The 13,481-nt window shown below is 67.9% G+C and carries 7 protein-coding genes and 1 pseudogene; 1 reads left to right on the top strand and 7 read right to left on the bottom strand.

Annotated elements, in window-relative coordinates; genetic code table 11:
- The 6 genes and pseudogenes from O9335_RS09315 to O9335_RS09290 form a co-directional block, all read right to left on the bottom strand.
- Window positions 1-752 (bottom strand): annotated as a pseudogene (locus O9335_RS09315) (hypothetical protein); the annotation flags it as partial.
- Between the two features lie 123 nt (window positions 753-875).
- Window positions 876-1,865, bottom strand: a complete 990-nt coding sequence (locus tag O9335_RS09310) for a CBASS cGAMP-activated phospholipase (RefSeq protein WP_298386989.1) — start codon at window positions 1,863-1,865, stop codon at window positions 876-878.
- A gap of 5 nt (window positions 1,866-1,870) precedes the next feature.
- Window positions 1,871-4,606, bottom strand: a complete 2,736-nt coding sequence (gene acnA / locus O9335_RS09305) for an aconitate hydratase AcnA (RefSeq protein ID WP_298386987.1) — start codon at window positions 4,604-4,606, stop codon at window positions 1,871-1,873.
- A gap of 89 nt (window positions 4,607-4,695) precedes the next feature.
- On the bottom strand, window positions 4,696-7,287 hold the full coding sequence (gene acnB, locus O9335_RS09300) for a bifunctional aconitate hydratase 2/2-methylisocitrate dehydratase (protein ID WP_298386985.1): 2,592 nt from the start codon (window positions 7,285-7,287) through the stop codon (window positions 4,696-4,698).
- A 34-nt stretch (window positions 7,288-7,321) separates the two neighbouring features.
- Window positions 7,322-7,726: a type II toxin-antitoxin system VapC family toxin gene (locus tag O9335_RS09295; protein WP_298386983.1), complete on the bottom strand. Its 405-nt coding sequence runs from the start codon at window positions 7,724-7,726 to the stop codon at window positions 7,322-7,324.
- Window positions 7,723-7,986 carry an AbrB/MazE/SpoVT family DNA-binding domain-containing protein gene (locus O9335_RS09290; RefSeq protein WP_298386981.1) on the bottom strand — a complete coding sequence of 88 codons (264 nt, stop codon included), beginning with the start codon at window positions 7,984-7,986 and terminating at the stop codon, window positions 7,723-7,725. Before O9335_RS09290 ends, O9335_RS09295 begins: the two co-directional genes overlap by 4 nt.
- 248 nt (window positions 7,987-8,234) lie before the next feature.
- On the opposite strand from O9335_RS09290, the gene O9335_RS09285 reads away from it, so the two are divergent.
- Window positions 8,235-12,398, top strand: coding sequence for a PAS-domain containing protein (locus O9335_RS09285; RefSeq protein WP_298386979.1), 4,164 nt, complete (start codon window positions 8,235-8,237; stop codon window positions 12,396-12,398).
- A 63-nt stretch (window positions 12,399-12,461) separates the two neighbouring features.
- Here O9335_RS09285 and O9335_RS09280 read toward each other — a convergent pair.
- Window positions 12,462-13,481, bottom strand: a 1,020-nt coding sequence (locus tag O9335_RS09280) for a hypothetical protein (protein WP_298386977.1), incomplete at its 5' end; no start/stop codon positions are given.

Genomic DNA, 13,481 nt, shown 5'->3' with positions numbered 1-13,481 from the left:
TGCAGAAAGACCTCGTTGCCCCGTGATTGAACGCAATCCATGGCGCGCGCCGGGCCGGGTTTGCTGCCCGCCAAGGTGCTGACGATGCGATCCAAGGGCCGCTGCACCAGCGTTTGGAACGGCATGCTGGCCGAGTTCAAGGCCGCGTACGACTGGGGGTACATCACGATGCAGTAGCTGTAGCCGCGCTGCAAGGCCTCCGGGCTGGCGAGGCGCTTGGTGCCGTCCAGCGCCGACACCATGCGCAAGCCGCTGGCGTCTTGGTGGTACAGCACCAACAGGTCTCGCGTCTCGTCGGCAGCGGGCGGGTTGGCGGTGGCCTGAGCGCCGGCCGGGCCTGGGGCGGCCGCAGCGGCTGGGCTTGCGGACGGCGCCGTCGCCAAACTGGCGGTGTTGCCCTGCACGGCCACCGTGGTGGAAGCATCCAGCTTGCAGCCTCCAGCCGTTTTCAGACCTCGAACCACCAGCGTCCCCACCGCCTTCACCGTGAATTGGCCATCGGTCGAGTAGGTGTGGGGCACCGTCCAGGCTTCACCCGGTTCCAGCCTTCGCTTTTCGGCCCTTCCATCGCCAAACTGCAGTTCCACGCCACAGGGATTCGATTCCGAGTGGCGCACCACGGCGACCACGGACTTGGGCTCGGTGCCTGCCTGCAGGGTCAGCGCTTCTCCGCTTTGGGACCAAGCGCTCAAAGGCAGCATCAACAGGGCTTGCACGGTTCGTTGGAGGGCGTGGGGCAGGACCAAACGCATGGACGACTCCGGTTGAATGGACGTGCCTTGACGCTAACGCGCCGTCTTCGATTGCGCCCCGGTGGCTGCACCCCAACCACGAAGACTTCGTGGCGAAGGTCACGAGGCCACTGCCCCAGCGCGTCAGGCGCGCCGCGGCGGCTCGGTGCCCAACCAGGGGTCGAATGCGCGTCGCGGCGTCACGGCCATCGTGCGGTGCGCGAGTTCGCGCAGCACCTTGGCCGCTGCCGGCGTGGCCACGTCGATGCCCAGCCCTGCGTCGGCCGGCCAGTCGGCGTCCAGGCGCAGGTAGCGATCGCCCAGTCGGTCTTCCACCATGGCTTGCACGTGCTGCTGCTGGGCGGAGATGAGGGTCAGGATGAGTCGGCCGTCCGACAGCCAGCCCACGGCGCCGGCGTCGTCGTCCACGCCATCCCGAGGGTGGTAGTGGGCTGTGGCGGTGCCGATGGACAGCATGGACACCGAGGCCAGATCCACGCCCATGAAATGCTCGGCCTCGTGCAGGGCCACCTGATCGGGCGCCACCGCCACCAGCCCGCCGTCGGCAAACAGCCGGTCGGCCAGCTTCACCGACGGGAAGTAGGCCGGCGCGGCGCACGAGGCCAGCGCCACCTCGGAAGCGCGCAGCGGCCCATCGCCCTTGGAGGCTGCGGCATGCGGCGTCTTGAAGACCTTGGTTTGGCAGGTTTGCACGTCCACGGCGGTGACGACCGCCGGGTGCAGCGCGTCTTTGAGGTGCACCTCGCCCAATTCGTCCTCCAGCGCCTGGCGCAGGGCCTTGCCGGTGTACTTGGGTCCCATGACCGAGCGCGTCAGGTCGACCAAGCGGCTCACCGCGCCGCCCGGGAGCGCGCGGTCGGAAAACACCTCCGCCCCACGCTGCACAAACAGGTCCACCATGCGGCGCATGGGCACCTCATAGGCCAGCGCCAGGGCCAGCAGGCCCCCGATGGAGGTGCCCGCCAGCAGGTCGAAGCAGCGCCCCAAGGGCTGCCCCGCCTCCTCTTCCAGCAGGGCCAAGACCTGGGCTGTGTAGAGCCCCAAGAAACCTCCTCCGCTCAGCGCGAGGATCTTGAAATCGGCAGAGCGGGGGCGCTGAAGCAGGGGTGCCATGACGTTCAGGCCGCCAGCAGTTGACGCAGCACGTAGGGCAGGATGCCGCCGTGCCGGTAGTAGTCGACCTCGATGGCCGTGTCGATGCGCAGCGTCAGGGTCACGTCGTGTTGGCGGCCGTTGGCACGGGTGATGGTCATCACCGCGTCGCCCTGGGGTTGGAGCTCCTGGGCCAGGCGGATGTCGATGGTTTCGTTGCCGGTCAGGCCCAGGGTCTCCCAACCGTCGCCTGGCTTGAACTGCAGGGGTAGCACGCCCATGCCGATGAGGTTGGCGCGGTGGATGCGCTCGAAGCTCTTGGCCACCACGGCCTGGATGCCGAGCAGTTGCGTGCCCTTGGCCGCCCAGTCCCGGCTGGAGCCGGTGCCGTACTCCTCGCCAGCGAACACCACCGTGGGCGTGCCTTCGGCCCGGTACCACATGGCGGCGTCGTAGATGGGCATGCGCAGCCCGTCCTTCAGCGTGAATCCGCCCTCAACCCGGCTTCCATCGGCCTGCGGCGGCAGCATCAGATTCTTCACCCGCACGTTGGCAAACGTGCCGCGCATCATGACCTCGTGGTGACCCCGGCGTGCCCCGTAGCTGTTGAAGTCGGCCTTGCGCACCCCCTGCGCCAGCAGGTACTGGCCGGCGGGCGTGGTTTCTTTGAACGAGCCGGCGGGGCTGATGTGGTCGGTGGTGATCGAGTCGCCGAACAGGGCCATGATGCGGGCGTCTTGCACGCCGGGCTTGCGGGCCTTGGGCTCCATCGCGAAGCCCTTGAAGAACGGCGGCTCGGCGATGTACGTGCTCTGGGGCCAGGAGTAAACCTGCCCCTGCACGCCCTGGATGGCGTCCCACAGCGGACCCGGCTGCCGGCTCACCTGTTCGTAATTGGCCTTGAAGGCTGCGGGCGACAAAGCGTGCTTCATCAACGCCTGGATCTCGTCGCTCGAGGGCCAGAGTTCACGCAGGTACACGGGGCGGCCCTGCGGGTCGGTGCCCAGCGGTTCCGTCGTCAAGTCCTGGGTGACGGAGCCGGCGATGGCATAGGCCACCACCAGCGGCGGGCTGGCCAGGAAGTTGGCCTTGAGGTTGGGGTGGATGCGCGCCTCGAAGTTGCGGTTGCCCGAGAGCACGGCCGCGCACACCAGGTCGTGGTCCTGGATGAGCTGGTTCAACTCGGGCGTCAGGTCGCCCGCGTTGCCAATGCACGTCGTGCAGCCGTAGGCGGCCACGTGAAAGCCCAGCGCCTCCAGGTAGGGCAACAACTGGGCCTTTTCCAGGTATTCGGTGACGACGCGCGAGCCCGGCGCCAGCGAGGTCTTGATGTGCGGGGCCACCCGCAAACCGGCTTCCACGGCCTTCTTGGCCAGCAGGCCGGCGGCCAACAGCACGCTCGGGTTGCTGGTGTTGGTGCAACTGGTGATGGCAGCGATGAGCACGTCGCCGTTTCGCACCGTCAAGCCTTGGGCGGTGGTGAAGCGCTGATGCAGCTTGTCGGCCGGTTGGTTGAAGCCGTTCTCGGCCACTGGCTTGCTGAACAGCTCGCCAAAGGTGCGCGCCAACTGGGTGATCTCGACGCGGTCCTGCGGGCGCTTGGGGCCCGCCACGCTGGGCGTCACTTGCGCCAAGTCCAGCGTCACCACGCTGCTGTAATCGATCTCGCCCGCCTCGGGCACGCCGAACATCTGCTGCGCCTTCCAGTACGCCTCGAAGGCCTGGATCTCGCTCTCGCTGCGGCCCGTGTCCCGGAAGTAAGCGACCGTCTTCTCGTCGACCGGAAAGAAGCCCAGGGTGGCGCCGTACTCGGGCGCCATGTTCGCGATGGTGGCGCGGTCGGGCAGGGCGAGCGACCGCGTGCCCTCGCCGAAGAACTCGACGAACTTGCCCACCACCTTGTGCTGACGCAGGATCTCCGTCACCGTCAGCACCAAGTCGGTGGCCGTCACCCCCTCGCGCAGGCGGCCCTTGAGCTCGAAGCCCACCACATCGGGCGTCAAAACGTAGACCGGCTGGCCCAGCATGGCGGCCTCGGCCTCGATGCCCCCCACGCCCCATCCCACCACGCCAATGCCATTGATCATGGTGGTGTGGCTGTCGGTGCCCACCAGGGTGTCGGGGTAGTGCAGCCCGTCCGGGGTTTGATGCACGCCGCGGGCCAGGTGTTCGAGGTTGACCTGGTGCACGATGCCAAAGCCCGGCGGCACCACGCGGAAGGTGTCGAAGGCCTGCATGCCCCACTTCATGAACGCGTAGCGCTCGCGGTTGCGCTCGAACTCGAGCTTCATGTTCAGGTCGAGCGCCTGCTTGCTGCCGTAGTGGTCGATCATGACGCTGTGGTCTACCACCAGGTCCACGGGCACCAGCGGCTCGATGGACTTGGGGTTCTTGCCCATTTGGGCCGCCACGGTGCGCATGGCGGCCAAGTCGGCCAGCAGCGGCACGCCGGTGAAGTCCTGCAGCACCACGCGGGCCACCACGAAAGGAATCTCGTCGGTCCGCGCCGCCCGCGGTTGCCAGTTCGCCGCCTGGGCCACGTGCGCGGGCGTCACCTTCTTGCCGTCGCAGTGGCGCAGCACGCTTTCCAGCACCACGCGCATCGACACCGGCAGTCGCTTCACGTTGGGGAACTGTTCGGCCAAACGTGGCAAGGAGAACAGCCGTCCCGTCTGGCCCGAGGCGGTCTCAAACGTCGTCAAGGTGGTGGCAAAAGCGTGCTGATCGGGCATGGAGCGTCCGTCGCGAAGGATGCGGGCCATTATGCGAAGCACAAAAAAGCCCGCAAGCCGGGTTGGCCTGCGGGCTGCGCGTTCAGCACCGGTGGGCGCTGACGCTGATCAAACCGCGATCAAACGGTGACGCTCTTGGCGGTTTCCGCGTACTCGTCGATCTGGTCGAAGTTCATGTACTTGTAGATGCTGGCGGCGTCCTTGTTCACGATGCCCACGGCCTCGTGGTACTCGGCCACGGTCGGAATGCGGCCCAGCTTCGAGCACACCGCCGCCAACTCGGCCGAACCCAGGAACACATTGGTGTTCTTGCCCAGGCGGTTGGGGAAGTTGCGCGTGGAGGTGGACATGACCGTGGCGCCCTCGCGCACCTGGGCCTGGTTGCCCATGCACAGCGAGCAGCCGGGCATCTCGGTGCGCGCACCGGCGGTGCCGAAGGTGGCGTAGTGCCCTTCCTTGATCAGCTCGTTCTGGTCCATCTTGGTCGGCGGGGCAACCCACAGCTTGACAGGGATGTCACGGGCACCGCCCAGAACCTTGGCGGCTGCGCGGAAGTGGCCGATGTTGGTCATGCACGACCCGATGAAGGCCTCGTCGATTTTCGTGCCGGCGACTTCGGACATGAACTTGGCGTCGTCCGGGTCGTTCGGGCAGCAAACGATGGGCTCCTGGATGTCGGCCAGGTCGATCTCGATCACGGCGGCGTACTCGGCGTCCTGGTCGGCTTCCAGTAGGTTGGGCTGGGCCAGCCAAGCCTCGACGGCTTTGATGCGGCGCTCCAGCGTGCGCTTGTCTTGGTAGCCGTCGGCGATCATGTTCTTCATCAGCACGATGTTGCTGGTGAGGTACTCCTTGATCGGCTCGGGGTTCAGCTTGATCGTGCAGCCGGCGGCCGAGCGCTCGGCCGAGGCGTCGGACAGCTCGAAGGCCTGTTCCACCTTCAGGTCGGGCAGGCCCTCGATTTCGAGGATGCGGCCCGAGAAGATGTTCTTCTTGCCCTTCTTCTCGACGGTCAGCAGGCCGGCCTTGATGGCGTACAGCGGGATGGCGTGCACCAGGTCGCGCAGGGTCACGCCCGGTTGCATCTGGCCCTTGAAGCGCACCAGCACCGATTCCGGCATGTCCAGCGGCATCACGCCCGTGGCGGCGCCGAAGGCCACCAGGCCCGAGCCGGCCGGGAAGGAGATGCCGATGGGGAAGCGCGTGTGGCTGTCGCCGCCCGTGCCCACGGTGTCGGGCAGCAGCAGGCGGTTGAGCCAGCTGTGGATGACGCCGTCGCCCGGACGCAGGGCCACACCGCCGCGGTTGCTGATGAAGGTCGGCAGTTCGCGGTGCATCTTCACGTCCACGGCCTTGGGGTAGGCGGCGGTGTGGCAGAAGCTTTGCATGACGAGGTCGGCCGAGAAGCCCAGGCAGGCCAGGTCTTTCAGCTCGTCGCGGGTCATCGGGCCGGTGGTGTCCTGGCTGCCGACGGTGGTCATCTTGGGCTCGCAGTAGGTGCCCGGGCGGATGCCCTGGCCTTCCGGCATGCCGCAGGCGCGGCCGACCATCTTCTGCGCCAGGGTGAAGCCCTTGCCGGTGTCCACCGGCGCCTTGGGCAGGCGGAACAGCGTGGAGGCCGGCAGGCCGAGGAACTCGCGGGCCTTGCCCGTGAGCGAGCGGCCGATGATCAGGTTGATGCGACCGCCGGCCCGCACTTCGTCCAACAGCACCTCGCTCTTGAGCGCGAAGCGTTCGATGACCTCGCCGTTCTTGCGGATCTCGCCGGCGTAGGGCAGCACGTCGATGACGTCGCCCATCTCCAGCTTGCTGACGTCAACCTCGATGGGCAGCGAGCCCGAGTCTTCTTGGGTGTTGAAGAAGATGGGGGCGATCTTGCCGCCCAGGGTCACGCCGCCGAAGCGCTTGTTGGGCACGAAGGGGATGTCTTCGCCGGTGGCCCAGATCACGCTGTTGGTGGCCGACTTACGGCTGGAGCCGGTGCCCACCACGTCGCCGACGTAGGCAACCAGGTGGCCCTTCTTCTTCAGTTCGTCGATGAAGGCGATGGGGCCGCGCTTGCCGTCTTCCTCGGGCTTGAAGGCCGCGTCGGGGCGGGTGTTCTTCAGCATCGCCAAGTAGTGCAGCGGGATGTCCGGGCGGCTCCAGGCGTCCGGGGCGGGCGACAGGTCGTCGGTGTTGGTCTCGCCAGGCACCTTGAACACGGTGACGGTGATCCTCTGGGCCACTTCAGGCCGGGTGGTGAACCACTCGGCCTCGGCCCAGCTCTTCATCACGGCCTGGGCCTGCGCGTTGCCGGCCTTGACCTTCTCGGCGACGTCGTGGAAGGCGTCGAACATCAGCAGGGTCTTCTTCAGGCCCTCGGCGGCCACGCTGGCCACTTCGGCGTCGTCCAGGAGGTCGATCAGGGGCTTGACGTTGTAGCCGCCGACCATGGTGCCCAGCAGCTCGGTGGCCTTGGCCTTGCTCAGCAGGGCCACCTTCAGGTCCCCGTGCGCCACGGCCGACAGGAAGCTGGCCTTGACCTTGGCGGCGTCGTCCACGCCCGGGGGCACGCGGTGGGTCAGCAGGTCCAGCAAGAAGGCGTCTTCGCCGGCCGGCGGGTTCTTGATCAGCTCGATCAGCTCGGCCACTTGCTTGGCGTCCAGCGGCAGGGGCGGGATGCCCAAGGCGGCGCGTTCGGCGGCGTGTTGTCGGTAGGCTTGCAGCATGGAAGGCTCCAGGGTGGGGTGAAGGGGAGGGCGCTCAGGCGGTCGGCACGATGAGCTTGAGGCCCTTGAAGTAATCGCGGAAAAACACGGCGTCGCGGGTGATCAGGCCCTGGCATTGCAACAGAGCGTGCGCGCCAATCAAAAAATCGGCCACCGCCCGCTCGCGGCGGCCGCCCCGCTCGCGAAAGCGGCGTTGCATGTGGCCCGCGCGTACCGCCGCTTGTTCTTGGGTGGGTTCGAAGCGGATGCCGAATTCGGCCAGCGCGTCCATCGCGGTTTCGCGCGTGTCCAACATGGATTGCACCTCGGTCACCACCGCATCGCACACCACCACCTCGCCCGTGGCCAGCGCGCCCGCCAAGGCCCTGGCCGAGGCGTCGCCGTGCACCGCGTCGGCGGTCAGCACGTCCAGCAACACCGAGGCGTCGACCGCGATCATGAGGCGCCGGCCTCCGTCTCCAAGGGCTCGCCGGGCGCGCGGCCACGCGTGGCGCGCAGCGCGTCGTCCGTGCTTTGATGTCCATCGGCCAGCTTGAAGCGGCCTTTCAAGCGGTTCAGGGCGTCGTCCACGTTCTTGCGCAGCACGATGCGACCGCCCTCCAGCTCCACCGTCAACACCGTGCCCTTGGTCAAACCCAAGGCATCGCGCACGGCTTTGGGCAGGGTGATCTGGCCGCGTTCGGCAACGGTGGCTTGCATGGTGGTATGCGACTGAGGGTATGTACGGATGATACATACCGAGCCCGACCCGGTGGCGCCTGGGCTTTTCCGGGTTCGGTGAACAAATGCCCAAACGCGAGCGCCCTGTCGCCCTGAACGGCCGCGGTGCTGCTCGGTCAGGCGCATGATGCCGGGTGAATGGCGGCGCCGTGCAGGTGCCCAGGTCCAAAGCGTCCGGAAAGCGAGAGGCCGTTGGTTCCGTTGAACACAAGCTGGAAGGCACACGCATGAGCATGGTGGCGGCCCTGTTGGGCGCAGCGCTCGGTGCCGTGCTGGGCGCGACGGGGGCCCGGTGGTGGCTGCGGCGCGGTCCGCGCGCCGACGCATCGCTGCCCGAGCCGCCGGCGTCAGCGCCAGCCCCCACGGCCCCAGAACCGAACCAAGCCACGCTCCCCCCAACGCTCGATGCCGCCGATGTCTGGCGCGCCTTGTCGTCGCACGCCTTGCTCACCGTGGTCGACCGCGAGCACCGCATAGTCGAGGCCAACGCGGCGTTCTGCCAGGCCAGTGGGCACGACCTGTCCGACTTGATCGGCCAGCCCGAGTCCTTCGTCGGGCCGGGCGGTGGTGGCGCTGAGTGGTGGACCCTGGCCGCGGGCGAGCCCTGGCAAGGCGAGGTGTGCAACCTCGACAAACAAGGCGTTCCGTTTTGGTCCCAAGCCCTGATGGTGCCCCTGACCGGCCCCGACGGCGAGGTCGACCGCTACGCCTGCGTCCGCTTCGACATCACCGCCACCCGCCAATTGGCCGACTCGGTGCAGCGCGAGCGCCAAGTGTTGGCCAACGTGCTGGAAGCCAGCCACGCCGGCACTTGGGAGGTGCGGCTTGACTCCCACCTCGTCACCATCAACGAGCGGTGGGCCGAAATGCTCGGCCGCAGCCGTGCCGAGCTCGAGCCCATCACCCTGGCCACCTGGCTTGAATTGCTCCACCCGTCCGACCGCGGCCGCGTCAAGGCCTCGTCCGAGGCCCATTTGCGGGGGGACACCGAGCAGTACGAGGTCGAGTTCCGCCTGCGGCATGCCGAACCCGACCGCTGGGTGTGGGTGTTGGCGCGGGGCCTCGTCGTGCAGCGCGACGAACGCGGCCGAGCGCTGGTCTTCGCGGGTGTGCACATCGACATCACGCCCCAACGCGCGGCCCAAGAGGTCGAGCGCAACAACCGCCTGCTGCTGCAGCGCATCGAGCAACTCGCCGGAGTGGGCGGCTGGCAGATGGACCTGGCCAGCCGGCAAGTGCGCTGGTCCCAGGAGGCGCTGCGCCTGCTCGGCTTCCGCGCCGACGAGAACGCCAGGCTGGAGCAGGTTGCGGCCATGATGTCCGACGCCGACCGCCAACGCCAAGTCCAGGCCATCCAGGCCGCCGTGCAACTCGGCCAAGGCTGGGACCTCGAACTCGCCCTGCAACTGCCGGACGGCAGCCGCAAGTGGGTCACCTCCGTCGGCGAGGCCGAACACCAGGACGGCGAGCCCGTCCGGCTCGTCGGCGCCTTTGCCGACGTCACCGCCCGCCGCCTGCTGCAAGACGACCTGCGGCGCCAGCACGAGCTGGTGCGCACCGTGCTGGACAGCCTGCCCTGCGGCGTCAGCGCCGTGGGCCCCGACCTGCACCTCATCGCCCACAACCGCCAATTCCAGGCCCTGCTCGACCTGCCCAACGAACTGCTCGAGGGCGCCGAGCCGGCCAGCTACCCGGCGCTCATTCGCTTCAACGCGCAGCGCGGCGAGTACGGCCCGAGCAACGACCTGGAGGCCTTGGTTCAAGAGCGCTTGCAGGAGGCCGTGCGGGCCGAGCCGCTCAAGTTCGAGCGCGTCCGGCCCGACGGCACCGTGCTCGAGATCCAGGGCGCGCCCATGCCCGGCGGCGGCTTCGTCACCATCTACAACGACATCTCGGCTCGCCGCCAAGCCGAGGCCAAACGCCTCGAGGCCGAGGCCCTGCTGCGGGGGGCCATCGACGCCCTCAACGAAGCCTTCATCGTCTACGACGCCGACGACCGCCTCAGCTGGTGCAACGATAAGTACCGCGAGCTCTACGCCCCCATGGCCGACCTGCTCGTGCCTGGCAACAGCTTCGAGCACATCGTGCGCGAGGGCATTCGTCGCGGCCAGTACCCCGAGGCCGCCGGCCAGGAAGAAACCTGGCTGCAGGCCCGCCTTGCCGCGCACCGGCAAGGCAACCGCGACGCCATCCAGCGCCTTGACTCCGGCCGCTGGCTGCGCATCGTGGAGCGTCGCACCCCACAAGGCCAGCTCGTCGGTTTCCGGGCCGACATCACCGACCTCATCCTGGCCAAACAGCAGGCCGAGGCCGCCGCCCAGGCCAAGGGCATGTTCCTGGCCAACATGAGCCACGAAATCCGCACCCCCATGAACGCCATCCTCGGCCTGCTGGGTTTGCTCGCCCGCACGCCGCTCATGGCGCGCCAACTCGACTACCTGCGCAAAACCCGCAGCGCCGCGCAAAGCCTGCTGGGCCTGTTGAACGACGTGCTCGACTACTCCAAAGTCGAAGCCGGCAAGATGCCGCTCGACCCCCACCCCTTCGAGCTGGAAACCCTGCTGCGCGATGTCGCCGTCATCATGGCAGCCAACGCCGGCGACAAGCCCATCGAGCTGCTGTTCGACGTCGACCGCGCGCTGCCCCGCACCCTGGTGGGCGATGCCTCCCGGCTCAAGCAGGTGCTCATCAACCTCACCGGCAACGCCATCAAGTTCACCGAGCACGGCGAGGTGCTGCTGCGCGTGCGGCAACTGGTCCGCCGTGCCGAGCGGGCCGAGGTTCAGTTCGAGGTGGTGGACACCGGCATCGGCATCTCCGAAGAAAACCAGGCCCGCATCTTCAGCGGCTTCAGCCAGGCCGAGGCCTCCACCGCGCGCCGCTTTGGCGGCACCGGCCTGGGCCTGGCCATCAGCCAGCGGCTCGTCGGCCTCATGGGGGGGGAGCTTCGCTTGGTCAGCCACCTCGGGTGCGGCTCCACCTTCGGCTTCACGCTCGAGCTCCCCTGCACGGCCGACCACCCGCCCGCCGACCCCGCGCAGCAGCAACGCCTCGTCCTGCTCAGCCAGCACACCGTGCTCACCGCCAGCCTGCCGGTGCTTCTCCAGCCCTGGGGCTGCAGCGTCGACGCCGCCAGCACTCTCGACGAAGCCCTGGCCCTGCTGCAGCACGGCGCCAGCCACGGGGCGCCTTACAGCGTGCTCGTGGTGGATGCCCCCTTCTGGCAACAAGGCCAAGGGGCTTGGCTGCGCCGCCTGCGGGACGCCGAGCCCGCCGCTGCGTCGTGCCGCATCGTCGCCCTCGTCAGCCAAAAGCAAGAAGAAGACGTCCAGGCCCTGCTCGCGCAAGGCGCCGGCCCGACACGCCGCGCGGCGCTGGACGGCTTCCTCATCAAACCCTTCACCCCGCTGCAGTTCCAAGAACTGGCCACGGGCAGCGCCCAAGCGTCACCGGGCCACGATGCCGCTGCGCCCGCATCCACCGTGCGGCTGCAGGGCCTGCGCGTGCTGTTGGCCGAAGACAACCGCATCAACCAGCAAGTGGCCGTCGAGCTGCTGCAATCCGAAGGCGCCGTCGTCACCATCGCCGAAAACGGCCAACTCGCCGTCGAGCTCTTGCGAGCCGGGGCCGACCAATTCGACATCGTGCTCATGGACATGCAAATGCCCGTCATGGACGGGCTGCGCGCCACCCATTGCATCCGGCAAGACCTGGGCTGCGGCATCCCCATCGTGGCCATGACCGCCAACGCCGGCGAAGAAGACCGCCGCCGCTGCCTAGCCGCCGGCATGGACGACCACCTGGGCAAGCCCTTCGAGCTCGGGCACCTCGTGGCCGTCATCCAGCGTTTGCGCGCTGGCGACGCCGCAGCAGCGCCCACGCCATCGCCTGCCTCCGCGCCCGCCCAACCCTCGGCCCGGCCCGCCACCCCCTTGCCGAGCGACGGCGGCGCCATGGCGCACATCCAGCAGCGTCAAAGCCAGGCCGAAACCCTGGTCGACGACGACCGCGCGGCCCAAGCCCAGCAAGCGGGCCTGGACCTGCGCGGCGCCATCGTGCGCATGATGGGCAACACCGCCTTGTTCCAGCGCATGGCGCAAAGCTACTGCCAAAGCGCCCGCTCCCTGGAAGCCCGGCTGCGGCAGCTGCAAGACCAGGGCGCGCTGGACGAGGCCGTCGAGGCTCTGCATGGCTTCAAAGGGCTGTCGGCCACCATGGGCGCCAGCCGCCTGTCGCAGCTGGCCGCCGACGCCGAGCGCCAGGTGCGCGCCGGCAACTGGCCCTCAGCCGACTGGTGGGCCCAACTCGCGCAGGCCCTGGAACCCGGCTGCGAGGCCTTGCTGCGCCACGCCGCCGAGATCGCCGCCCTGGCGCCGCGCCCGCCCGACTGAGGGTGCAGCGGCCATGAAAAAAGCGCCCCGCAGGGCGCTTGGTTGGTTGTGATCGACGCTTACTTAGATGCCAGTTTCATTCGCTGTGAACGTCCAGCTCTTGGTGATCGGCGTCGCCCCTGGCTTCAAGGTGATCGAATAATTCACACGGTACACCTTGCCAATGGTCAGCGGCGACATCACCACCCCGACCGCCATCCCTTCAGGGATTCGGGCGTCGGCGTTCAAGACCACCCCGGGCCCGCTCTTGAGGGCGCTGTGGGCCAGGATGGTGAAAGGCAGCACATTGCCCAAGTCGTCCTTCACCTCGAACTGCGTGACCGTGGGGCTCAAGGAGCCATCGGCCTTCCAGTTCACGTAGTCGGCATTGCGGGCCCCGACGACCACGCTCGGGCCGCTGATCAAGTTGGGAAACAGCGCGATCGGCGGGCGGGGGATTTCGTTGCCAATGACGGCTCGATGGATTCCCGTGCCGCCATCGAAGGGATAGGTCACCAGCGCCCCCGAGGGCGGCACCTGGCCCAGTTGGGCCGAGTCCGTCAGGGACATGTTGTAGACGCAGCCGTAAGCGCCCGTGAGTCCGGTGTAGGGCCCAGGGATGGTGCTGAGGTCGAACAAACTGAAGCCCACATGGGTCCAGGAGTTGAAAAAGTCGGCCGCGTGGTAAGGCACACTCAGGGGCGCGCAAGTTCCCTTGGGATTGAGGATGTTGCGCCCACCAATCCCCTCCGAACTCCGAACGGCTTCCGTGAAGCCCGCAGCACGGATCCGATCGGTCACCGTGGCACCAGTAAAACCGGCCGAGCCCACGGGTTGGGTGTGCGTGTTGATTCCGTTCTTGGCGATCCAGGTCAGGTGACCGAGAGCGGCGGTGTCGAGCTTGGGCTCTTGACGGAACAAGCCGGCGCCCGACTTTTGGCGGATTTCGTTGTAGATGGCAAAGGCCGCCTGTTCTTCCGAGTTCGCCGCATAGACCGGCGCTGGCACGGAGGTTTGCAACGTGCCCGTGAGGGGGACCACCAGGGACGGCGGGGGTGGAGGCGTCGGGGAAGGGGGCGGCACCGGCGTGGTGCCGCCACCGCC

The organism is Inhella sp. (assembly GCF_027532025.1).
Taxonomy (GTDB): Bacteria; Pseudomonadota; Gammaproteobacteria; order Burkholderiales; family Burkholderiaceae_C; genus Inhella.
The sequence above is the reverse complement of the archived record's forward strand: the minus strand, read 5'-3'. Positions and strand labels throughout refer to the sequence as shown.

Excerpts from the sequence above, each read along its gene's own strand:
- O9335_RS09310 (WP_298386989.1), bottom strand. The coding sequence starts at position 1,865 with ATGGCACCCCTGCTTCAGCGCCCCCGCTCTGCCGATTTCAAGATCCTC.
- acnA (WP_298386987.1), bottom strand. The coding sequence starts at position 4,606 with ATGGCCCGCATCCTTCGCGACGGACGCTCCATGCCCGATCAGCACGCT.
- acnB (WP_298386985.1), bottom strand. The coding sequence starts at position 7,287 with ATGCTGCAAGCCTACCGACAACACGCCGCCGAACGCGCCGCCTTGGGC.
- O9335_RS09295 (WP_298386983.1), bottom strand. The coding sequence starts at position 7,726 with ATGATCGCGGTCGACGCCTCGGTGTTGCTGGACGTGCTGACCGCCGAC.
- O9335_RS09290 (WP_298386981.1), bottom strand. The coding sequence starts at position 7,986 with ATGCAAGCCACCGTTGCCGAACGCGGCCAGATCACCCTGCCCAAAGCC.
- O9335_RS09285 (WP_298386979.1), top strand. The coding sequence starts at position 8,235 with ATGAGCATGGTGGCGGCCCTGTTGGGCGCAGCGCTCGGTGCCGTGCTG.